The organism is Fructilactobacillus sp. X2R1C3 (genome assembly GCF_059901425.1).
Genome location: NZ_JBWXUW010000001.1, coordinates 46,808 through 70,292, shown reverse-complemented (window position 1 = coordinate 70,292; position 23,485 = coordinate 46,808). Strand labels below are relative to the sequence as shown.

Genomic DNA, 23,485 nt, shown 5'->3' with positions numbered 1-23,485 from the left:
CCATCTTTATAATTAATCCATTCGCATAATGTTTTTACTGTTTAATTTCTTGGCTTCTTTAATCTGACTCTTCATGCTTCGACTCTGAAAATTGACTTCAACGGAATTCCCGTCGTTACGCAAGTCTTCAGCGGTCTTCAGGGCCTTATCAAGGATCTGATTTTTAACGTCCGCTTCCTTATTTTTCACGTCGGTCGCAATGAAGTAGTCAATCGAGTTGCTGTCGTCGTTAGTGTTCACGATCGTTGCCAACCGTTCTTCACCAAAGGCAAAGCCTACGCCACCAGTATCTTCTGGTCCACCAAACTCTTCTACCATGTGGTTGTAACGACCACCGGCACAGATGGTGGTGTAATCGTCTCCGAAGCTTGGATCCTTGGCCATGATTTCAAATACCGTATCGGTGTAGTAATCAAGGCCGCGAACCAGACGATCATCAACAGTGTACGGAATGTCTAAAGCATCAAGGGCGGACAAGACATCATTAAAGTACTGTTTCGATTCATCAGTCAGACTGTCTTCTAATTTCGGAGCGTCAGCAACCAGCTGCTGGTCCCCCTTGTCCTTACTGTCCAAAATCCGGAGTGGATTCTGTTTTAAGCGCCGTTTGGAGTCTTCACTTAATTGGTCCTCATACTTTGAGAAGTAGGCTACTAGGACGTCATGGTAACGCTTCCGACTCTCTTCGTCACCCAACGTGTTGATTTCAACCTTTAAGTCGTTGATGTCGACACCCTTGAAGATGTCCAGGGCTAACGCAATCGTTTCGGCATCAATCTGGGGACTGGTAGCTCCGATTGATTCACACCCAATCTGATGGAACTCCCGGTTATGAGTCGCACCCGGACGTTCGTATCTAAACATCGCCCCCATGTAGAAGACCTTAACGGGCTTGGGATGCTCTGGTCCAAACAGCTTATTTTCAACGAAGGAACGTACTACTCCAGCGGTTCCCTCTGGTCGTAGTGAGATGTCTCGCCCACTTTTGTCCTGAAAACTGTACATCTGCTTGGTGACGATATCCGAACTATCACCAGAGGTTCTGGTAAAGACGGGGGTCTTCTCAACTAGCGGAGTGCGCATCTCATGAAAGTCGTATCGAGCGAAAACGTCGCGCGCCGTATCTTCGATTCGTTGCCAAACACTGGTCTCATCAGGCAAAATGTCTGACATCCCTCGCACTTTCTTAAATTTGTCATCCATAATATTCCCATCTTTCTATTAATTTAATTGTTTAATTAAAATTCTGTCAAAGATATATACGTAGATTTTACCATTATTGAATTCGCCTGTCTTGTCCGTCTTTATAAATCAGTCAAGCGTAAACCACATATGATTAAAGTTAACCAAAGAAAAATTGTTCGAGTTGTCATTGATGTTACAACGTTTTTTATGGTATTCTATTAACAATTTATATAAAACTGAACAATAGGAGGAGTACGATGAAGGATTGGAATTATAAATTCGGGAAACAAGGATTAACATTTGATGATGTTCTCTTAATTCCTGCAGCAAGTGACGTGTTACCAAACCAAGTTGACTTAAGAACGACCTTAGGCAAGAACTTAAAGTTAAACTTACCCGTTCTAAGCGCAAGTATGGACACTGTCACAGAGGCACCTTTAGCGATTGCGATGGCTCAAAACGGTGGACTCGGCGTAGTTCACAAAAACATGAGCGCCAAAAAGCAAGCAGCTGAAGTTAAAACGGTTAAAAATGCTGAAGTTACCGGTGCCAATGCTGCGGTTGATGACAATGGTCATTTATTAGTAGCGGGGGCCGTTGGGGTAACTAACGATACCTTCGATCGAACTCAATTATTATTTGATGCCGGAGCAGACGCCGTCATCATCGATACTGCCCACGGTCACTCCAAGGGTGTACTAGAAAAAATCGCTAAAATCAGAGATAAATTTCCGGACAAGACTTTGATTGCGGGAAACATTGCCACTGGTGCTGGTGCCAAAGCTCTCTTTGACGCTGGTGTTGACATTGCCAAAGTCGGCATTGGTCCTGGTTCCATCTGTACCACTCGGATCGTGGCCGGCGTGGGTGTTCCCCAAATCACCGCTGCCTTTGACGCTGCCCGAGTTGCCGCTGACTACGGCAAGCAAATCATCGTTGACGGTGGGATGCAGTACACCGGAGACATCGTTAAGGCGCTCGCAGCGGGCGGGAGTGCCGTCATGCTAGGAAGTATGCTGGCAGGTACGACGGAGGCCCCTGGAGACGTTTATACGGGTGCTGACGGCAAGAAGTACAAGGCATACCGTGGTATGGGTTCACTGGCAGCCATGGAAAATGGTTCCTCTGACCGATACTTTCAGGGCAAGGTCAAAGAAGAAAAGAAACTCGTCCCAGAAGGAATTGAGGGGCAAACCCCGTACAAGGGTGACGTCTCAACCGTTCTCTTCCAGATTGCGGGTGGTCTTCGTTCCGGGATGGGTTACACCGGCTCTCACACCATTTCCGACTTAATTAATAACGCTCAATTTGTTAGAATTACTAATGCAGGACTACGCGAATCACATCCCCACGATGTGCAAATCACCAAATCCGCACCAAACTATTCAATCGATAAATAGGAGGAATTTGATGGCAACTGGTACAAAAAAACGTGATTATGATGAGATTTTAGTTCTCGACTTTGGGAGTCAATACAACCAACTAATCACCCGTCGCATTCGTGACATGGGCGTTTATTCAGAACTAAAACCACACACCATCACTGCCAAAGAAGTAAGGGAAATCGCACCAAAGGGCATCATCTTTTCTGGCGGTCCCAACAGTGTCAACGGCAAAGACGCCCTAGACGTCGACCCCGAAATCTTAAACATGGGCATACCGATTCTGGGAATCTGTTATGGCATGCAACTATTAGCACACGACCTAAAGGGTGGTCAAACCACCACCGCTGACGACAGTCAGTACGGTCCCGCTAAAATTAAGGTCACAAGTAATGACTCCGGTACCTTTAAGGGACTAGACCCCAATCAAACCGTCTTAATGAGTCACGGGGACTTTGTAACCAAGGTCCCAGACGGTTTCAAAGTAACTGCTACTAGCGAACAGTGTGCCATTTCTGCCATGGAAAACCACGACAAAGACATCTACGCCGTCCAATTCCATCCCGAGGTTAACCTCACCAAACAGGGGAACCAAATGCTGCATAACTTTGTCTTTGACATTGCCCACGCTAAGGACAACTGGTCCATGGACGACTTCATTGAAGATGCCATTGAAAACATCAAGGAAGAAGTTGGCGACAAACGTGTCTTACTGGGTCTCTCTGGTGGCGTTGATTCAAGTGTGGTTGCCGTCCTCTTACATCGGGCAATTGGCGACCAACTCATCTCCGTCTTCGTTGACCACGGTCTGTTGCGCAAGAATGAAGCTCAACAGGTCTTACACACTTTAGGCGATGAATTTGGCTTAAACATTGACTTTGTCGATGCCAGTGACGAATTCTTATCCAAACTAAAGGGCGTAACCGACCCCGAAAAGAAACGTAAAATCATCGGGAAAGAATTTGTCGACACCTTCTCAAAGGAAGCCCGGAAGTTCAAGGACGTTGATTTCCTGGCCCAGGGAACCTTGTACACCGACGTGATCGAATCCGGAACAGACACCGCGCAAACGATTAAGTCCCACCATAACGTTGGTGGACTGCCCAAGGACCTCAAGTTCAAGTTGATTGAACCCTTAAACAAACTCTTCAAGGATGAGGTCCGAGAAATCGGGGAAAAATTGGGAATGCCAGACGAGATGGTTTGGCGGCAACCATTCCCTGGTCCCGGTCTCGCCATCCGTATTATTGGTGACGTGACTCCTGAACGATTAAAGAAGGTTAGAGATTCTGATGCCATTCTGCGTGACGAGTTCAAAAAGGCCGGTCTGGACAAGAAGGTTTGGCAGTATTTCACTGCCCTACCTGGCATTCGGACCGTTGGTGTCATGGGTGATGAACGAACCTACGATGAAGCCATCAATATCCGAGCCGTTAATTCGGTTGATGGAATGACCGCTGAATTTGCCGAAATTCCATGGGACGTCTTGAGTAAGGTATCATCACGAATCGTCGATGAAGTGCCCGGGATTAACCGTGTACTTTACGACATTACTGGGAAGCCACCGGCAACGATTGAGTATCAATAAAAATAACTTTTAAAATAAAATGCTCTATAACTAATAGATAATCTAGTGGTTATAGAGCATTTTTTTGTGTTTGAAATTTAAAATTTTCAAATCAATTTAATTGTGTGTATAATGTAGTACGAAAGTAAACATTAATAACGATTGGAGGAATATTATAATGAGTAACGCAATAATTAAAGATAAAACCGTATCAACTAGGGTCACTACAAACGTTGGAAATCGCGCCAAAAAGAACTTAGCCAAGCAAGGATTAACTATTTCAGAATTTATGAGACTTGCTTTAGTTAAAGCGGCTAATAATGAAGTCCAATTAGTTAGTTTCCTTGATTCCCCTGAAGCTAAAAAAGCTAAAAAAGATGCTGAAAATAATAATGTAACAACAATTGGATCGTTAAGTGATTTTGATGCTTGGATAGATAAAATAAATGAGGATTAAGACGACCAAAAGCTTTGAAAGAGAAGTAAAAAAATTAGCTAAAAAACATTTCCCAATCAAACTTTTAAAACCTTGCCTAAAAGCAATAATAAATAATGATACTGTTACACTCAATAAAATAAAAGATCATTCTTTAAAGGGAAAATGGAGAGGATATCGAGAATTTCATCCATCACGATACAAAAGTTCCCAAAAAGCATCTGATAACTGGATTGTCATATATAAACTGAATAAAAATGAATTAATACTTTTACTAGTAGCAACAGGAAGACATAATATTTTAAACTAAATATTCCATTAAGGGAAAGACCTTTCACCTGAATAAACAACGTCAAGTGAAAGGTCTTTCCTTTAATTATAATAAGTTATGGTCTCAACACCGCATACGCCTTGCCGATGAAGTCTTCAATTGCTTGAGAATCTGGTAATACAAATGAAACTTTCGGATAAAATGCAAAATCAGTCAAAATATCAAAATGCCATTCATAGACATCGCTCGTCGTTCCATTGGTGGTCGTACTAGCACCACCGACCGCAAAGTTAATATTTTTAATTTGTAGTGGTATTGCTCCACCAACCGTGCCAGAGTTAGAAGTGGTCTGCGAACCAGTATGAACCCGCTCACGACTGACTTCTTTAATGTTATCTTTGTTGTAGATTACTAACAGGTCTTTATCCAATTCAAAATACATAAATCCCTTATCATAATAAATAATGGTCTGATTATCAGTTTTAAAGCTACGCCAAAAACCGTCATTCAATCCTAATTGATTTACCAAATTATTAATCAATTTATCCATATATTGATAGTAATAATCCAAATAAGTGTTTCTAGCATTGGCTAAGTTTTTTCTCACCATGTTAGGAAAGAGTCCCTTTTTACGCATTAAAAAGGCTAAAATCCAGAACAGAATTCCCAAACCATCTGCCACCAAAAAGAAGAATCCTAAAACAATCATTATCCATTTAACGAAGTTTAAAAGCACCAAGTAAGTGCCGTCTTGTGATTCAGTTTGAACATAATTCCTGGTGATTTCCTCGCCCTTTTTCAGAATGCGCAAAATCTGGAAGTCCGGTGAATTCAAATAACTTGTATTTGCCGGGTATTTTTATTTTTTTGTCCATTTCTCTCTTCCTTAGTTGCCACTCCGTCCATAAACCACCGTGTGATTGTTATTACTGGTCCAAATCACAATCATATCAGTGTCATTGGTTTTGCCGTTAGACGTGTAAGAAGTTGTGGTTCCCTTGGGAAAGAAACTGACTGACCAATTAATTGGTGTGTCTTCGTCTTGAAGCGAAGCAACCAACGAACCATTATTTTCCTTATAAGTTAATGAATGTGACCCACTATTGTCGGTTAACGAATTAGCGTTCATCTTGATATCACTGTTTGAAATTTCATCTTTAGTAACACTCAAGTTGTCAGTTCCACCAGGTTGAACAGTTGGTCCTTGAGTACCAGAACCACCCACATTATTTTCAATGTGACCGACTTCTTTCCACTGACCGGAAATGCTACTGTAATCACCGGACTGAATCTGACTCAGGTTCATTGCGGCCACTTTAGGAGCTGCAGTCTTAGTATCAGACTTACTGGTCGTTGCCTTTTTAGGCGCAGTCTCTTGCTTGTGTTTAACCACCCTGGAAGAACTCGACGATTCCTTTTTAGGACTGTCCTTTTTAGAAGCACCACATCCAGCAAGGGTTAGAACACTCAAGGCGGTGATACCCATTAACATAATTTTTTTAGTTTTCATCTTTTATATACGTCTCCCCCGAAACTTTAATTGATTTTTTATTGTTGAAAAGTCTTCCAGTTCCAGTAGTGCCTTCATTTTCAGAAAATTTAATCTTATTCCCATCAATAGTGTAGGTTCCAGTTCGACCGTTTTGTTCAGTAAAATTTGTTCCCTTAAACGTAAATCGCGGTCTAACTTTAACAGCCAAATTATTATTACGATCCGTGTAAGTACCACTTAGCTGAGGTATATGAGTTCTATAATAAGAATAGATGGCCAATCCGACCATTCCAGCTAATAACAATGCCGAAGTAATCCAAACGAACTCGATTTCATTTGTTTTTCTCTTAAACTTTTCAGAAGTAGCACCACTACTGGTTGAATTGGCTAACCGATAACCACAGTTAGGACAGAATTCAGCATCACCACTAATCGGCTTACCACAATTGGGACAAAATTTTTTATCATTATTCATCTTTGGTATATTTCATCCCCATCACATCTAACAACTTCCGATTATCAGATAACTTCCCTTCAACCGTACTGTTTTTGCCATTATTCTTTTCGGTCAACTCAATATTATTACCATCAATCTTATAAGTTCCCTTTTTGCCGTCATCTTCAGTAAAACCGTTGCCTTTAAAGGTAACTCTACTCTTCACGTTTGTAATTAGAAGATTAGTATTATGCGTATAAGTTCCGTTAAGATGAGTTCGTTTTAGTATTATGCGTATAAGTTCCGTTAAGATGAGTTCGTTGATGATGATAAATCCCGAATCCGAATCCAATTATCACAAGAGCAACCATTACAAAGGCCGGAATATAAATCCAGTTGTATTTGAGTTCATGTCCAGTGTCACCACTGACCTTTTTTGAGATGTTTTCAAAGGCATGGTTCACTGACTGAGAAACATTCTGAAAGGTCTGTTCTCCCTTAGTTTGATTTCCCTGATTACTGGAATTGGTCGAACCCGTCAGTTTACGCCCACAGTTTGGACAAAAGTCAGGATCACCCTCAATGGGCTTGCCACAATACGGGCAAAAATGATTGTGATTTTCCATAATATTTTTAAACTCCTAATCAGTAAAAAGGGCTAACGTCAGTTAGTCTTTTTTAATTAAATTAATTACTATTTAGCTTCATATTCGAGTGTGAATTCGGCATGTACCTGTCCATCCGAGCTAGAAACCGAAACACCTTGCAATGTAAGACCAGTAATACGACTTAAGGTGTTTTGAATCAAAGAAGCATTACTATTTTCCCACATCAAATCAGCTAATTGTTGATCAGAAGTAATCATTGATAATGAACCATCGACACTACCGTGAATTGTTCCGTGAGTAGATTCAAAATCATTATCAACTTGTGGCTTACCAAATGAAGCTACCTTAGCTTGTAAAGCAGCTCTGACACCAGCTTCATCAGGAGTGAAAGCTGGTTTTGGTGTATTGCTTCCATTATTTGTTGAGCCACCGTTGTTAGATGGATTAGTAGGCGTAGTTGAACCGCCATTGCCAGTACTTCCACTACCGTTGTTGTTAGCAGGTGGAGTCACTTGGCCGCCGTTGTTAGTGTTTCCACCGTTATTAACTGGATTGGATGGAGTTGTGCTTCCACCATTGCTGGTCGAACCACCATTACTTGTGGAACCTCCGTTTTGTGACGGTGTAGTTGTTCCACCATTATTAGTAGATGGAACTGGATTAGTGTTCGCGCCCTTTGATGGTGCTACCTGTCCACTGTTATTTGAGGGAGTATTTTGATTACCATTACTAGTACTTTCGCTATTTTGTGATGGTGTTACTGAACCACCGTTGTAAGTTGGAGTGGCTGAGGTACTTTGACTTGTTCCGTTATTCTTTTGTGATTGAGTTGGAATTTGTGCGTTAGAAACCGTTTTGCCAGCTGTTTTTGAACTAACTGCTGCTCCGTTACCAGTGGTTTGACCAGCATTTTTGGCTGGAGTTTTAGTAGTTGCCGCTGAATTTTGGCCATTAACTCCGGCTTTCTGACTAGCTCCGACAACTGGTCGAGCTTGGACGTTTCCAGCCCCATTTTGGAGGTTGTTCCAACCGGAATAAATGCTTTCGCCAGGTTTACGGGAGTTTACTGGAATCACAATCTTTGACCCAGCGTAAATCAGGTTAGCATTTTGTAAATGGTTGGCGTCGGCAATGTCCTTTACAGTACTGTTGTACTCTTGAGCGTAACCAGATACCGTATCTCCCCATTGAATGGTAATAACCTTTTTGTTACTAACTTTTGACGAACTAACTTGATTGTCAGTCGTGGTTGAGGCATTCGTTGAAGCGGTGTTAGCTGTTACAAATACTCCTAGTGCTAATGAACTAAGTAATAGTCCTTTAAGAACGTTCTTTTTATTAAATTCCATCGTTAATCTTCCTTTCAAAACTTATCTCTAACCATAAAGCAACTTTTAAGTGATTCGCTTATTTAAATACAACAGGGAAGCAAGCTTCTATCCCATTAACTTTTCACCATCTACCTTTACGTCAAAATTAGAATTGTTAATCAACATAAAACATCCCCCTCTTGTACCTCCCACTCTGTTTTAGAAAAAATAATTACAAAAAGCACGAGTGGCTTTATTAAAAATTAACAATTTGTTTTATTATTTACAAACTCCCAATTTTTGAACAAGGTGTCTAAGTATTGTCATAATCGGCTTTTAGGGTTGAACATTCGTCATAAAAGTGATTATCATTTAGACATAATGTATATTATTTAACAATAATATTCTTAACTAAATCTTAATATTTGAGGAGTCGGTACCGTGATTGCTTTAAACACGAAACACTTAATTGCACAAGCATTTCTAGAGTTATCTGTCACAAAGCCACTTTATGAAATCAGAATCACCGATGTAATCCAAAAGGCAGACTTGTCTAGAGGAACTTTCTATAATAATTTCAATAGTATCGACGACATCTTGGTTTATATCGAACGTGAAGTAGATAATCCTATTATCAGTGGCCTAAAGGCCATGGCTACCCCCCCCCAGCAATACCGAGCGTTCTCCATTTGAGTTGATTGCCGATTATTTACTACCTGCCTTATACGATAAAAGAGAGATTTTAAAAATTCTCTATAATCCCAATCTACGTGGTCATTGGACTGAATTTTTAAAAAAGCGTTACAAGGAATGGGCAATGAAAAATATTTTTAACAAATCGTCATCAAACAACAAAAATATTTCTACCAATCTTTCGTGTGAATTTTGCGTCAATATGTATCTCTCCATCATTGAAATTTGGATGACCCAACCCATTCCAGAAGACCCAGAGCATTTTAAAGTGACCTTTCTTTTCTTTGTGAATACCCCGATAACCTTAATGATTTAAAAAGGTAAGTAGCTTATGACTAAAAAAGAACTATTTCCACTAAAATTGGAAATAGTTCTTTTTTTCACTGTACTAGTTACCCCCCCCTATTTTGATGTATACTTATCCTTGGATTTTATATCAAAATACATAACGAGGATGGTTATTATGAATATCAAGAAAATCGCTCTTTCACTTCTAGTCGGTACTACCATGTTTGCCGGTGGACTGTTTGTAACCCATCCAAACATGGTTTACGCTGACTCAAATGTCGCGGCAGGTACTGTGCAAGGTCAAGTTGTCGTCCAGTACGTCAATGCTTTAACTGGTCAACCAATTCGTGCCAGTAAAGTTATCTATGGTGCTCCTAACAGTATGCTTGACCTATCAAACGACGTTCCAAACATTCCCGGATACGTTGCCGGAAGTAACCGAGCTGATAACGGTGGTAACACCTATCCTGCTGCCGGTCAGTCAATGACGGTCACCATTGCGTACCAACCACTCAATAAGCCACAACAGAGTGGGAATTATCAGGGTGGAAACGCAACATCTCCTTCAAACGGCACGACCACAAATGGACAGAATAACGGTTCAAGTGGCGGAAACGCAGCGATAAATAAAAACGGTAATTCTCAAGCAAATAATAACCAGGGACAAACCGCTGATAGTAACGAACCCAACCAAGCAAATAAAACCAAGCAACAAAATAAAGAACAAGCTACTAAAAATCGTAACAATCAAAATAAAACCAAAGACCAGCAAAAGCAGAAGAATAAGCATCATAATGACAAGAACCAAAAGACTAAAAGAGACAAGCGGAACCACAAATCAACCAAGAAAGATCACACTGGATGGATGATCAGTGGTATTATTGTCATTCTAATTGTCGGAATTGGAACTTTTGTCTGGTATCGCGTAAGAAAAGCACATCATTTTAGACACTAACAATTAAAAATTAAGATAACTAAAAAAGGAACCCCCAAATCTTTTGACTTGGGAGTCCCTTTTTGGATACCTAACGTTAGAGTGTCTTACATATAGTGTGACTTATTAGTTTTCGACTTATTTCGTTAGATACCACTATTCAATAGTAGAACTACGTAATCGTGACTTAATTTGCTTCTGACCACTTTCGTTTCTTCTTCTGCATACCAGCACCATTGACTAACCCGTCAATTCGCTCAAATGTCTCGCAGATTCCACCTGTTACTGGGAGTGTTATTGGCCGTGAAACCTGCTTAAGCAATGCATTTCCCACCACCCCGCGCAAAACGAAAAAACTCCAATAATCGCTACCAAACTAATCAGTGACAGCAATCCTACTATTAAAACAATCAGGCCATAAATGCCCAATTGTCGGTAATTGATACACATCTTCCACAAGTATTAATTCCGAAATGGCCCACCCGAAAATTAACTCATTTGATATTAAAGAAACCGCCAGGATCTTTTTATCATTATGTGTTTAATATTTATTTATGTTTATATCCCTCAATACTTGTGGCCTGACATGTATACATACGACAATCTAAGTTGTTGTTATTAGTTATTTTTGACTAATATGAAATACTTTTCTCACATTCAAAATTCCCGCAAACGAAACTTGATTTATCTTTAATTATAGAGATGAAACCACCTTCTCAATCTTTAATTCCACAAGTTATTTCATAAATAACGGCCTTTTATGGCGTAAAAATCTAATTAATTAAGTGGTTAAGCGTTTGCGCAAATTGTTTAAATTAAGTTGATCAATTACAGCTAAAGTCACTCAAACTTCTTGACCCCTTCTACAAGCGATACATGTTATTCAAACTGTAAACAATCCCACTAATCTTTAAGAACGGTTAAAAATAATGGCCCCGTTGCCTGTCATACCAGCCCTTCAATTGATTTCATGTTTATTTTTTAAAATAAACATGTTTCTCATTAATCCTCATACAGGCATGCTCGGTTAACCGTTTTCTCAATTTTATAACAACAATAACCTTAATTTCAATCTTAATTGAGATCGTTTTGCTTTTTATAATTTTATTAGATATGATAATTCCATGCAGTTAGCAGTTATGAAATAAAATTTGAGGAAATGAGAAATGAACAAAAAACGAGTCACCATTAAAGAAGTTGCCAAACACGCCAAAGTTTCAACGGCCACCGTGTCACGGTTCTTAAACAACCATCTTAACTCGATGTCCAAGAACACGGCGAATCGCATTAAACGATCAATCAAACACCTCGGGTACGTTCCTAACTCAATGGCGCGTGGCTTAAGCCGCCAAAATGACAGTGGGAGCATCATTGCGGTAGGAGTGTCAGACATCGAGGATCCCTTTTCAATCAGGATGTTTGAAGGAATCCAGGACCAACTGTCCATTTACAAGTACATCCCCTTGCTGATTAATTCCGCCAGTAAGTACAAAAACGAACGCGACCTCTTTCTAGCCTTAGATACTAGCCTCATCAGGGGCGCCATCATTCATCCCGTCAACAGTCACATCAAGGACATTGCCGAACTTTTAAAACCGCGTTTCCCCGTTATTTTGACCGATAAATCCATTAACGATGGCTTTTTTTATAATATCGTCATCAACAACTTTGCGATTTCTCAGAAAGCCGCCGCCTACTTTAAAAATAACCTGGGGCTTTCCAAGTTAATCTTGGTTACTAACGCCGAAAGCGAGATGAAGGTCGTCAGAGAGCGCGTTGCCGGGATTAAATACGTCTACCCCGAACCTGATATTACAATTGTCAAGCCCGGTTATTCCAAAACGTCACTTCATCGTGCCTATCATGAAATCGTTCGCCAATTAAAAAGGCAACCCAACAGTTTGATTTTCTGCCTAACGGAAAAGTGGTTGTTAAGCTTTTTGCCCCGGTTGTTGCGTAACAACATTATTGACCGCGACAAGATTCCAAACATCACTGGATTTGTGAGTTCCAACATCGTTAACCTAATTCAGCCAAAAACGAAGTGTATCAGGACAGACGCATACACCATGGGAAAATACGCCGCGCAACTCATGTACGACATCTTAAACAAAAAAGTGGACCCAAGTAAAAAACGCTACATGGTCCACGCCAAATTTGAATAATATCTGTAACCGACTAAGTCCATGCTGAGCCGGTTTTTGTCTAATAAATAAAAAGTGCCACTTCTGAGAAGCAGCATTTTTTGGAGTTTGAAGCTATGTGTGCTCCAGAAGTAGGAAGCATTGTGAAAGTATCTTTTTTGGAGCGACTAAAGAATAACACGGTAAAATGCCTTACCATAGGTCGTTTAAACCCCACTCAAAGTAATAATGAAAGATTTACTGCCAAAACGCCACCCATCACGTTTAGTTAATCGTTTACGAAACTTATCTTAAGCCTAATTTTGGCTCAAAAAAACTTTAGACCAGCGCCAAGCTCATCTGCGCCAATCACTTCAGCTGTCCTAACTCTTGTTTAATGATTATTTTAAAATCATAATTAGTCTCTTTTTATTATTTTGGTGATATACTCCTCTCATCGACTAGTTAAGAAACATTTTTATCGGACTCCCTAACTAATATAGATACTTTTTAAACCTCGATAACTCACAAGCGTCAGGCATCCACAAACTACTATACTGTCAACTTGACTAGCCGAATCTTCCTAATTGCTCTGACTTCTTCAGCGAAGCCAGGGTTTTTTCTTTTGGATTCTTGGTAATACTTAGATTATTCTATTTAAGGGAGGGAAAAAGATGATAAATTGGTTTGATTTATTCTTTATGATTGGTACTTTGTTGTTAACAGTACTTCTAATTTTACTAGTTATCTTAGTACTATACTTGTGTATCCGCCTAGGAATAAAACTAAATAGGTTCTTAAATAGAGCGAAAGAGAATCATGAAAAAAGGCATTAAATTATTAGTCATTAATACTATGCCATTAGCTTCTGAATCAAAACTAGCAAATTATTTATAAATATAATTTGCTAGTTTTTTTGTTTATTTAAAATACTCTTCAGCGAACGCCCTCGTCTTATTAACGTAGACCTGTCCCTCTTTGTTCAAAGAATCGGCGTGTGTCGCGTGGTTCACAATCCACAATTTCTTAGGACCGTGGTCGTTTTTATAATTGATATAGGCGTCTTTTACGGGAACAAACTTATCAGCATTGCCATGAATGATGAATAGTGGAATTTGATTATGCGCTAACGTCTGCTTCGTGTCGGCATCGTAGAAGTCGTACTTGGCAAAAATATCACCGTAGATGCGGGCAATGGGTAAGATTGGGAAGGTCGGCAGGTGAAACAACGTTCCCAGTTCATATTTCAACTCATCATAGATACTGTTATAACCACAGTCGGTAATCGCAAAGTCAACGTTGTGCGGGACCTTTGGCAGGGTAAACAGAACGGCCGCCGCTCCCATACTGATCCCAAACATGCCAAGTCGTCCATTCGGTATTTTCTGGTTAATCATGTTCATCCATGTCACAATGTCAGACCGGTCTTTCCACCCGTAACCAGCGTACTCACCCTGACTGTTCCCAAATGATTCGTCATCGGGTGCGAGAACGTTATAACCATCGTCATGAAACATTCTAATGTAGTTATTCATTTTGTGCCCGGTACTTCCGTAACCGTGGATTACGATCACGGTCTTATTCGTCGCTTGATTAGCTGGTAAGTAGTAAGCCGTGAGTTTTAGGCCACCCTTGTTCGTTTGGTGCCAAATCTGGGGCTTTTGTTCTTTAATCCAAGTGGTGTTAACCTTTTCGCCGACTTGCGTGCTGTATCCACCCCGCTTAAATGCGAAGTTAAACAGGAAGTAGGTTCCCACAAAGATTAAAATAATCACGGTAATTACGATGGCAATTGTAACTTTGTGCCAGCGCTTCAGCTTTCTTTTTTTCATAATTTCGCTCCTTTTTGCAACACTTGCCATTATACGGGTAGAGCGATTCAAATCATGATTAATTTTTAAGCGTCGCGTGGCACCGGTAACTAGCTAGCTTCAGACGAGTTACAGATTAATTTGAATGTCATTATATTAATCACAAATCGTTTTAGTTTGCTTCAAGCTAACTTTCAACTAAAATGTAAGATATAACTAACTAATAATAAGTAGGGAGTAATTAAATTGAAAACAAGTCCAATAACTAAAACGCTTGGAATTAAGTATCCAATCATTCAGGCGTCACTCAACTGGCTAACTGACGCTAAGTTTGTCGCCGCGGTCTCAAATGCTGGTGGTCTCGGGACGTTTGGCCCAAACGCTGGCAAGACTAGTCCCACTCAAGATGCCACGGAAACGCTGAAAAGGCAGATTAAAGAGGCCAAACAGCTCACCGACAAACCCTTTGCTGTCAACATGATTGTCGGAAGTGAAGATGAGTTTGATTACCCAGATAAGACCTTTAGAGCTGCTTTTGACGCTGGGGTTAACATCTTCATCATTTCTGGTGTCATCAATCCAAAACTTTTTAAAGAAATCAAGGAATCCGGTAGTACCCTAATCTTTCGCGAACTCAATCCGTCCGTTAAGGGCGCTCAAAGAGCTGAAGAATTAGGCGTCGACATCCTGATTGCCACTGGTTACGATGAAGGTGGCATCATTCCAACGACCGGCCTTGGGACGTTTACCACCATTCCACGCATTGTGGATGCCGTCTCCATTCCCGTCGTTTGCGCTGGTGGTATCACGGACGTTCGTGGTGTGCGCGCTGCCTTTGCACTGGGTGCTCAGGGAGTCTACGTTGGAACTCGGTTCATTGTGACTGACGAAAACCGGACTTCGGACGCTGCCAAAGAAAAAATCATCAACTCGACGGTTGATGACGTAGTATTAGTATCTCCTAACCAACGTTCAATCAAGAATCCGCTAGCTGATAAGTGGGCCAGGGAGTTTCAAAATGGCGTCAAAGACACCTACGAACAAACCCGCAAGGCCGGTGGCGTTCGTCCTGCCATGCTTGACGGCAAACTTGATGACGGTGTCATTTCAATTGACGTTGGTATTGATAACATTCATGACATCAAGAGTGTTCAAGCAGTAGTGGACGAAATGATGCGGGATTTTGAAAAATAAATCTTAATAAAAAGCTTCAAGTGGCGTGTCTATCAGCCATTTGAAGCTTTTTTATTCTACTTTGCTAATTCTTAATGTGATAAGATGTTTCCTATGTGATAAATTACATAAATTCTTACAAAGGAACGTTCAATTTGAAAATCATTAAGAAAATTCTCAACATCTTTAATACCCGCATCGGGTTCTTCTTGTTACTAGTGGCTCTGTTCTGGTTCAAGACCGTCTACGCTTACTACCACGTCTTTTACCTCATTCCAGCGAGCCGCATGCAGCACATCATTTTACTGATAAATCCTCTGGCCGCAACCATCATCACGTTGAGTCTGGCGTTGTATTTCAAGCCCGCGAAGCTCTTTTATCCTTTTATCATCTTCATTGACTTCTTAAACACCGTCTTACTGTACATAAACATCGTCTACTTCCGGGGTTTTCTGGGCTTTATGACCGCCGACACGATGACAACCGGTCATTCCAACTTAAACGGTGGATTAATTACCAGTGCGACCGCCCTTATCAACAAATGGGACGCCTTATACTGGATTGATTTAATCGTGATTATCCTGTTACTGGTATTTCGTGTTATTAAAATCGACAAAAAGCCTTTGAAGCTTAGGTTTAGCTTACTAACCACCCTGGTCGGAATTATCTTTTTGTTTCTCAACCTTTTTCTTACTCACATCGATAATCCCAACCTGTTCGCTCAGTCAAGTACGCAAAGCAAGCAGAATGACATCGTGAAATACATCGGAATCGACAACTACACCGTCTATGACTGGACCAAGTCCATTCAGACCAACATCGCGCGTTCGACCGCTAAGAAATCAGATCTAAATGACATTTTAGGCTTTACAAAAAAACACTATGCTGCCCCGAATCCCGAAATGTACGGGAAAGCTCGCGGTAAAAACGTGATTGTCATTCACCTAGAAAGTTTTCAACAGTTCTTGATCGACAAAAAGGTTAATGGCAAGGAGGTAACGCCTTTTCTGAATAAAATTTACCATAGTCAGTCAACTGACTCATTTGATAACTTCTATCACCAAGTCGGGCAGGGACGAACGGCCGATGCCGAAAACATGCTTGAAACCAGCACGTACGGACTTCCTGAGGGCTCCTTGTTCTCTCAGTACGGAAACGACAATACCTTTCAGGCGGCTCCCGCTATTTTGAAACAGCAGCAAAACTACACGTCCGCCGTTTTCCATGGTAACGACGCCAATTTCTACAACCGTAACAACACCTACAAACGGCTTGGCTTTCAATATTTCTTTAGTTCCAAGGACTACAACATGAAGGGCGATCGGACCGAAGGCATGGGCTTAAAGGACAAGTATCTGTTTCAAGATTCCAACAAGTACTTAGAGAACCTTCAACAACCCTTCTACGTCAAGTACTTGACGGTCACCAATCATCTCCCGTACGTTCTGGACCAAAAAGACCAAAAACAGATGCACTTTAAGACCACCAACACTGACAATCCCGAGGTCAATAACTACTTTGTCACCGCCCACTACCTCGACCAGTCCGTCAAAGAATTTTACGACTACCTGCATCAGACGGGACTCGACAAGAACTCAATGATTATCATCTACGGTGACCACTATGGTTTGATGGACCAAGATGAACGGAGTTTGGCACCGCTTTTAGGCGTCAAACCAAACGACTGGAATGCTTTTGATCACAGCCAAATCCAGAAGGTTCCATTTATGATTAACATTCCAGGAACTACTGGTGGGAAAATCCACCACACGTACGGCGGTGAGATCGACGTGCTACCAACGGTTCTCCATCTTCTCGGAATTAATTCCAAGCCATACGTTCAGTTTGGAACCGACCTCTTCTCCAAGCAACACGATCAGGTAGTCGCCTTTAGAAACCGTGACTGGGTCTCACCCAAGTACACCTCCGCAAACGGCACGGTTTACGATAATAAGACCAAACGACCAATTCATCCGGATAAGCAGCAACAATCCCAGATTAACCAAAATCAGAATAAGGTTAACACTGAACTGGAACTGTCGGACAAGTTAAACAAGGATAACCTATTGCGTTTCTATCATCCCAAGGGCTTTAAGCCAGTTAATCCAAAAGATTACCACTACAACCATGAATTGAACCGGGAAAAACAACTTGAGAAACAGTTGGGCTAAAAGTCAACGAGTTTAGCTTCCCTGGACAAATAAAAATAGCATTTAACTCACATGAGTTAGGTGCTATTTTAGTCTTTTATTTATTTAATACCTGTGAAATGGCCGTTGCCATCCGTTTAATTCCTTCATCGATCTCATCGTCATTCATGTTAGAAAAGTTTAAGCGGAAGGTCCCTGGTTTCACCTTACCCGCGTAAAAGGAGGACCCAGGAACAAACACCACGTTGTTTTTTAAACAAGTCTGATACAGTTCCTCCGTGTTCACTCCGGGAACTTCAACCCAGATGAACATTCCACCTTCAGGATGACTATGGCGCACGTTCTTTGGGAAGTACTTATCAATGCGGTCCATCATCAGATTAGCCCGATGCTCGTAGGTATCGGTAATCTTCTTGATGTGGTCGTTAATATCCACGTCATCTAAGTACTGGGACACGATGTACTGGGTTAAGTTATCCGTATGTAAATCGGCATTTTGTTTAAACAGGATGAACTTGTCCATAAAGTTTAATGGTGCATCAATCCACCCCAGACGAAGTCCCGGTGCTAGAATCTTGGAAAAAGAACTCAGATAGATTACCCCACCGTCGTGGTCAAAGTGTTTGAGTGGTGGTAAGTACTTTCCTGCGTAACGAATGGCACCGTATGGGTCGTCTTCTAGGATTGGAATCCCAGCCTCTTTACCAATCTGAACTAACTTCTTCCGCCGCTCTTCCGTCATGGTCCGTCCAGTTGGATTCTGGAAATTGGGAATCGTGTAGATAAACTTGGCCTGCGGGTATTTTTTGATTAACCGTTCTAAGGCATCTGTCTCCATCCCGTCCTCGTCCATGGGAATGCCAACGATTTTGGCACCATAGGACTTAAAAACGTCGATGGCTGAGAGGTAGGTTGGATCCTCGGTCAAAACCACATCACCAGGATTAATCAACATCCTGGAAACAATGTCAATGGCCTGTTCCGACCCCGTCACGATGCCAACGTTAGCAACCGTTGTGTCAACGTGGCGTTCTTTCATAATGGCCACAATCTGCTGTCTTAGTTTTTCGTAACCAAGCGACTGCGAGTACTGCAGAACCGTTTGCCCATACTGTTCAAAAACCTGGTTTGCGGCCTTTTGGATCTCTGAAACCGGGAATAACTCCGGAGCTGGCATTCCACCACCTAATGAAATCACCTTGGGATCGGAAGCCGCCTTAAAAAGATCTGAAGTTACCGTACTAACATGAGCTGGCACACCGCTTGCGTATCTAAATTCCATTTTAATCGCCTCACCGTACTAAACATTTGGTAGTTATTATTTAAAAGTTCACTGTAATTAAAGCATTACACTATTAGTGCATTACACTATTAGTATAGTACATTCAGCTTAAATGCGTCGCTATCACGTATCTAAATGACCTAATGCGTGCGGTGTCTCAAACCTTAGATTCGTTGGGATTTTTCACCCAATCATTTTCGTCATGGCCTACGCCGTTAATGAGAATTCCATTGGTAATGACCCGTTCCAGCCGAAATCCAGCACGTTTTGCAACAGCATTACTCCGCTTATTATCAACGGCCACTTTAACATGGATCTGATTCAACTGATAATCACGAAAACCTAAGCCAATCATGAAGTTAAGCGCCCGGTAAACGATCCCCTTCTCGGTAAATTGATTGCCCAGCCAGTAACCAATCTCCGTGCTTTTTTGGTCATGATCAAACGAATTAAAACTGATCATCCCAGCAATTTGATCCTGATAAATAATTAATAAGTTAACTGACTTTCCTAACCGATAATGGGTTAAAGTTTGGTGTAAAAATTGCTGCTCCTGGGCAACTGATTGCATCGAATCAGCCCACGGCAACCACTTTGAAAGGATTGCGCGTGACCCCTTTACTAACTGATAGACCAATTTTGCGTCTTCTGGATGGTCTGGAAGACGCAACTCAATCTCTTTATCAACCCGGTAGGTTCTCATTTCATCACTTCCCTACTTTCCGGCCTTTGAAATTGAGCCGTTTAAATCGTCGTATTCATTCTGACTCAGTTGGCCGGTCTGCATGGCAACTCGCAAGCGGTCCACTTCTTTTCCGTGGTCAACGTTTGTGAGGTAATTACTTTCACCACGAATCGTATGGTCGTATTTGGCAGCCGTCAGCTTTCGTTTTAAAATGGACTGCGTAAAATCGTAGACACGGCCATATCCAACGTTTTGGTAGTTAAACTTTTGATTTTTAATCTGAAACTTCAAGGCGCCACTGGGTACTCCGCTTACAAACGTCATCTTTTCAATCATGGCTTGGGGATAGCAACGGTCTGAGAAAGTACCAGCTGCGTTTATAAAAATCATCAATTCGTTCCCGGTGGTGACCAGGACGGTCGTCTCGGAATCTTTCTGATTAACCAATAATCCTCTGACCCGTTTCTTTGCCAAATGGTCAATTAAATATTGGTCAAACTCTGAGCCAATCATCGCTTTTAATCCATGAAACTGATTTAAACCAGTGTGCATTTTTATTACCTTTCTCTTATATACATAAATAAGGAGTAAATCATGAAAATTGAAGAACAACTCTTTACTAATCTCAAACCCAATTTTTCTAAACTGATTCGGTTTGGTTTTAGGAAACAAAATCACTCCCTAAAGTACACCACCCATCTCCCACAAACCAACTTTTCGGTCACCATTACCGTTAAGCAAAATGGAGAAGTCCGTGGAAAAGTAATCGACGATGATTACCACGCCGAATACACTAACTTCCGGGTCACTAACCCAGATGGTGGCTTTGCCAGCATCATCAGGCAGAAATACACTGCCATCTTAAAAAAGATTGCACAACAGTGTTTCGACTACGCCCCAGTTAAAACGGGGACGAAGTGGCTTATCCCCGCCAATCAAAAATACTTTGACTTAGAAAAAGACTTCGCCAAAACCGGTACCATCATGTGGAAACAAACCACTCACATTCACGTCGGTGACCTAGTTTACATCTACGTGACGGCACCAGTGGCCGCCATCACGTATAAGTGTGTGGCCATCGAGGTGAACCAGCCTCACTACTACCACGATGAAAACATCACCATGCACTACGTTATGTCACTTCATTTACTTACTAGATTTAATCCTGATGAATTTAACGCGGACGTCCTAAAGAAGCACGGTGTCAAGGCCGTCAGGGGACCGCGCCACGTTCCTGAATCTCTAAGTCGGATTCTCAAATAACCGCAACATTAATACTGAATATTTTGATCTGCGACAATTGACTGGTAGTTCATTTTTTCAAGCCATTTTGGCAGACTCAGGTCTTCCATGATTTTCATGTCAACGTCTGGAGTCAAAATCGAACCGCCAGGAACCGCATCAACTGGGATCGAAAAGTAAGGTCCGACAGTGATCGCGTTGCCAATCTCACCTGGTTTCATCATGACGTGGGCAAAGCCAATCCACGAACTGGCAAATGATGTCCCAGCGTCTTGACCACACTGGGCAATGGAACGAGCGATGGCTTCTCTTCTTCTGCCCAAGAATTCACCGAGGTCGTCCTCGTTGGGCGTGTTCCAGGTTCCGGCATCCTCAATGAACATAGAGGAATTATGAACGGGATCCTTCGCAATTGAAATGGCAATGGCGGACCAAACTCCGTAACTTTCACCCGGTTTTAGTGGACGGTCTTCAATTGGTCGTTCGGCGGTCACGCCCTTGTTGGCACAAATAATGAAGCTCCCCGGAGCCGGGTAGTGCCGACGATTGTCGGCCGTCCCAAAGAATTCTACCAGGGAATCCTGCAGTGGTTTGCCGTCGTAGATTGGTAGCTTCGAACCGTCCCACTGGGTCACCTCAAACAACGGTTGCGCCCGATCGACTTCCGGATTTCTCAACAAATCATATCCCAGAATGTGACCCTGAACGCCCGTAAAGCTGGAGGCCGTCATCATGTTAATCTGGCCGATGTAGGCGTTCTTACACTCGGCTCGGTCGTATGACACGATTCCATCTAGGATGCCATCGTCCGTCTTTTCACGGGTCCCGGCGTCAACCTTTAGGCCGGTAACATAACCAGTCCCCAGATTACCTGGCTCCATGTAACCCCGTGAGTATTTTTGATAGGGACTAATCGCAATGCGGTCAATGCCCTCTTGATTTAAAATTTTGTCAATTTTAGCCATTTTGTGCTCCCTATAAACGGAAAATTTATTTGCTTTTGAAACTACGTTCATAATCACCTAACTCAAAATTACTTGCAAGGATCATCACCTATTAATGCCCAAACGACGGTTAGAAAACGGTTTCATTTTCCGTTCTTATTAACCAATTAATATTTTCTTAAAATTTCTTCACAAAAAGAGTGACACAATGTCAGCATTAGCGTTAAAATAATGTTAAGATTTACACAATAATAGGTGTGTATTGAAAGGAGATCCTAATAATGAAAAAAGTCTTAATACTAGGCGGTGGATTCGCTGGATTAAGGGCTTGCAAGCTTTTAGCTAAGAGTAAGGCCGATCTAGACATTACCTTGGTTAATAAAAATGCTTATCATTATGACTCTACCGGCCTCTACAAGGTCGCATCAGGAGATGAAGCACCAGAACGACTCATGTTTAGAATTACCGACATGATCAATCCTAAGGTTCATTTCATAGAGGATGAAGTTATTAAAGTAAATGGTAAAGATAACACGGTTCAAACGAAAAACAACGGGGATTTAAGTTACGACTATCTGTTTAATGCGCTTGGATTTGAGCCCGAAACGTTTGGCACCCCTGGTGCTGACGAGTTTGGGCTTCAGATCAGTGACATTGATAACTCAGTTGCTGACTACAAGAAGATTCAAACCACCCTGGATGCCTACGATGAGTTTAAGGACGCTAAGCTCTTGAACATCGTGGTGGTCGGCGGTGGTTTTACTGGTATCGAACTTTTAGGGGATCTCGTGCACATGGTGCCAAAATGGGCCAAAAAGTATGGTTTCAAAAAAGAAGAGTTCAAAATCACCTGTATTGCTCCGGGCTTTTTGCCAATGTTTAACAAAAAACTCGGTGACTACGCCCAACACTTCCTTGAAAAGAAGGGCGTTAAGTTCATCATGGGTGACACGGTGTCAAAGATTACGGCCGATGGTGCTTATTATGGTAAAGATAATAAGTTTATCCCGTCTCACTTAGTCTTCTGGACCGCTGGAGTAAAGGGATCTGACGTTATTCCTGATTCACAGTATCCAAACGAAAAACGAAACCGGGTTGCCGTTAACACGAACATGAGCTTAGACGACTTCCCTAACCAGTACATCATTGGTGACGTCTCAGCCGTTAAAGATGATAAGTCCGGTCGGATGTTTCCAACGACTGGTCAGATCTCCATTTACGAAGCCGACGTTGCCGTCAATGATTTCTTAAACAAACTAAATGGTAAACCCGCCATTAAGTTCGACTACAAATCAATGGGAACCGTTTGTTCACTTGGACCATACAGTGGGATTGCCGAAATTTACATGTTTGGTATGACCTTTAAGTTAAAGGGATGGATTGTCCCAATCTTTAAGAACATGATCTTTAAGAAGAACGGCCTTGAACTCGGAAACATTCGGACCATGTTAGAAAGTTAAATTGATTTAAGGA

23 protein-coding genes are annotated in these 23,485 nt (G+C 41.6%); 11 read left to right on the top strand and 12 right to left on the bottom strand.

The window, feature by feature from the left end; all coding sequences use genetic code 11:
• Positions 1–12: 12 nt before the first annotated feature.
• Complete coding sequence (hisS, locus tag AC6UDD_RS00295; RefSeq protein WP_500717339.1) at positions 13–1,203, bottom strand: histidine--tRNA ligase; 1,191 nt, start codon at positions 1,201–1,203, stop codon at positions 13–15.
• A 239-nt stretch (positions 1,204–1,442) separates the two neighbouring features.
• Here hisS and guaB point away from each other — a divergent pair, with 239 nt between their 5' ends.
• From guaB to AC6UDD_RS00275, 4 genes are all read left to right on the top strand, one after another.
• Positions 1,443–2,585: an IMP dehydrogenase gene (gene guaB / locus AC6UDD_RS00290; protein ID WP_500717337.1), complete on the top strand. Its 1,143-nt coding sequence runs from the start codon at positions 1,443–1,445 to the stop codon at positions 2,583–2,585.
• Between the two features lie 10 nt (positions 2,586–2,595).
• Positions 2,596–4,155, top strand: coding sequence for a glutamine-hydrolyzing GMP synthase (guaA, locus tag AC6UDD_RS00285; protein WP_500717336.1), 1,560 nt, complete (start codon positions 2,596–2,598; stop codon positions 4,153–4,155).
• A gap of 157 nt (positions 4,156–4,312) precedes the next feature.
• Positions 4,313–4,591, top strand: coding sequence for a type II toxin-antitoxin system RelB/DinJ family antitoxin (locus tag AC6UDD_RS00280; RefSeq protein ID WP_500717335.1), 279 nt, complete (start codon positions 4,313–4,315; stop codon positions 4,589–4,591).
• Positions 4,581–4,880 carry a type II toxin-antitoxin system YafQ family toxin gene (locus tag AC6UDD_RS00275; RefSeq protein ID WP_500717332.1) on the top strand — a complete coding sequence of 100 codons (300 nt, stop codon included), beginning with the start codon at positions 4,581–4,583 and terminating at the stop codon, positions 4,878–4,880. Before AC6UDD_RS00280 ends, AC6UDD_RS00275 begins: the two co-directional genes overlap by 11 nt.
• A gap of 76 nt (positions 4,881–4,956) precedes the next feature.
• On the opposite strand, the gene AC6UDD_RS00270 is transcribed toward AC6UDD_RS00275, so the two are convergent.
• The 6 genes from AC6UDD_RS00270 to AC6UDD_RS00245 form a co-directional block, all read right to left on the bottom strand.
• A complete protein-coding gene (locus tag AC6UDD_RS00270) occupies positions 4,957–5,676 on the bottom strand; it encodes a hypothetical protein (protein ID WP_500717329.1) in 720 nt (239 codons plus the stop codon).
• 51 nt (positions 5,677–5,727) lie between these two features.
• Positions 5,728–6,351, bottom strand: coding sequence for a hypothetical protein (locus tag AC6UDD_RS00265; RefSeq protein ID WP_500717327.1), 624 nt, complete (start codon positions 6,349–6,351; stop codon positions 5,728–5,730).
• Positions 6,341–6,808, bottom strand: coding sequence for a zinc ribbon domain-containing protein (locus tag AC6UDD_RS00260; protein ID WP_500717324.1), 468 nt, complete (start codon positions 6,806–6,808; stop codon positions 6,341–6,343). Before AC6UDD_RS00260 ends, AC6UDD_RS00265 begins: the two co-directional genes overlap by 11 nt.
• Positions 6,801–6,995, bottom strand: coding sequence for a hypothetical protein (locus AC6UDD_RS00255; protein ID WP_500717322.1), 195 nt, complete (start codon positions 6,993–6,995; stop codon positions 6,801–6,803). The genes AC6UDD_RS00260 and AC6UDD_RS00255 overlap by 8 nt, the downstream gene beginning before the upstream one ends.
• A 40-nt stretch (positions 6,996–7,035) precedes the next feature.
• Positions 7,036–7,395, bottom strand: coding sequence for a hypothetical protein (locus AC6UDD_RS00250; protein ID WP_500717320.1), 360 nt, complete (start codon positions 7,393–7,395; stop codon positions 7,036–7,038).
• Positions 7,396–7,463: 68 nt separating this feature from the next.
• Positions 7,464–8,726, bottom strand: a complete 1,263-nt coding sequence (locus tag AC6UDD_RS00245) for a LysM peptidoglycan-binding domain-containing protein (protein ID WP_500717317.1) — start codon at positions 8,724–8,726, stop codon at positions 7,464–7,466.
• Between the two features lie 655 nt (positions 8,727–9,381).
• Between AC6UDD_RS00245 and AC6UDD_RS00240 the strand changes: the two genes are divergently transcribed.
• The 3 genes from AC6UDD_RS00240 to AC6UDD_RS00230 all read left to right on the top strand — a co-directional run bounded on the left by AC6UDD_RS00240 (position 9,382) and on the right by AC6UDD_RS00230 (position 12,767).
• The gene (locus AC6UDD_RS00240; protein WP_500706157.1) at positions 9,382–9,696 is read left to right on the top strand and encodes a TetR/AcrR family transcriptional regulator C-terminal domain-containing protein; all 315 of its coding nucleotides are present in this window, start codon (positions 9,382–9,384) and stop codon (positions 9,694–9,696) included.
• A 147-nt stretch (positions 9,697–9,843) separates the two neighbouring features.
• Entirely contained in the window at positions 9,844–10,623 is a 780-nt protein-coding gene (locus AC6UDD_RS00235; protein WP_500717315.1) for a hypothetical protein, read from the top strand.
• Between the two features lie 1,145 nt (positions 10,624–11,768).
• Positions 11,769–12,767 (top strand): LacI family DNA-binding transcriptional regulator, encoded by a 999-nt coding sequence (locus tag AC6UDD_RS00230; protein ID WP_500717313.1) that lies wholly within the window; start codon positions 11,769–11,771, stop codon positions 12,765–12,767.
• A gap of 878 nt (positions 12,768–13,645) precedes the next feature.
• On the opposite strand, the gene AC6UDD_RS00225 is transcribed toward AC6UDD_RS00230, so the two are convergent.
• A complete protein-coding gene (locus tag AC6UDD_RS00225) occupies positions 13,646–14,557 on the bottom strand; it encodes an alpha/beta hydrolase (RefSeq protein ID WP_500717311.1) in 912 nt (303 codons plus the stop codon).
• Between the two features lie 225 nt (positions 14,558–14,782).
• Here AC6UDD_RS00225 and AC6UDD_RS00220 point away from each other — a divergent pair, with 225 nt between their 5' ends.
• Both AC6UDD_RS00220 and AC6UDD_RS00215 read left to right on the top strand, forming a co-directional pair.
• Positions 14,783–15,730, top strand: a complete 948-nt coding sequence (locus tag AC6UDD_RS00220; RefSeq protein ID WP_500717308.1) for an NAD(P)H-dependent flavin oxidoreductase — start codon at positions 14,783–14,785, stop codon at positions 15,728–15,730.
• Positions 15,731–15,864: 134 nt separating this feature from the next.
• On the top strand, positions 15,865–17,880 hold the full coding sequence (locus AC6UDD_RS00215) for an LTA synthase family protein (protein ID WP_500717306.1): 2,016 nt from the start codon (positions 15,865–15,867) through the stop codon (positions 17,878–17,880).
• Positions 17,881–17,956: 76 nt separating this feature from the next.
• Here AC6UDD_RS00215 and AC6UDD_RS00210 read toward each other — a convergent pair whose 3' ends face one another.
• From AC6UDD_RS00210 to hdcB, 3 genes are all read right to left on the bottom strand, one after another.
• Positions 17,957–19,141, bottom strand: a complete 1,185-nt coding sequence (locus AC6UDD_RS00210; RefSeq protein ID WP_500693281.1) for an aminotransferase-like domain-containing protein — start codon at positions 19,139–19,141, stop codon at positions 17,957–17,959.
• Between the two features lie 157 nt (positions 19,142–19,298).
• Positions 19,299–19,844, bottom strand: coding sequence for a GNAT family N-acetyltransferase (locus tag AC6UDD_RS00205; RefSeq protein ID WP_500717304.1), 546 nt, complete (start codon positions 19,842–19,844; stop codon positions 19,299–19,301).
• Between the two features lie 12 nt (positions 19,845–19,856).
• On the bottom strand, positions 19,857–20,378 hold the full coding sequence (gene hdcB / locus AC6UDD_RS00200) for a histidine decarboxylase maturation protein HdcB (protein ID WP_500717302.1): 522 nt from the start codon (positions 20,376–20,378) through the stop codon (positions 19,857–19,859).
• A 42-nt stretch (positions 20,379–20,420) separates the two neighbouring features.
• On the opposite strand from hdcB, the gene AC6UDD_RS00195 reads away from it, so the two are divergent.
• On the top strand, positions 20,421–21,089 hold the full coding sequence (locus AC6UDD_RS00195; protein ID WP_500717299.1) for an MmcQ protein: 669 nt from the start codon (positions 20,421–20,423) through the stop codon (positions 21,087–21,089).
• An 8-nt stretch (positions 21,090–21,097) separates the two neighbouring features.
• Here AC6UDD_RS00195 and hdcA read toward each other — a convergent pair whose 3' ends face one another.
• Positions 21,098–22,033 (bottom strand): histidine decarboxylase, pyruvoyl type, encoded by a 936-nt coding sequence (gene hdcA / locus AC6UDD_RS00190; protein ID WP_500717296.1) that lies wholly within the window; start codon positions 22,031–22,033, stop codon positions 21,098–21,100.
• 260 nt (positions 22,034–22,293) lie between these two features.
• Between hdcA and AC6UDD_RS00185 the strand changes: the two genes are divergently transcribed.
• Positions 22,294–23,472 (top strand): NAD(P)/FAD-dependent oxidoreductase, encoded by a 1,179-nt coding sequence (locus AC6UDD_RS00185; RefSeq protein ID WP_500717293.1) that lies wholly within the window; start codon positions 22,294–22,296, stop codon positions 23,470–23,472.
• The last annotated feature ends 13 nt before the right edge of the window (positions 23,473–23,485 follow it).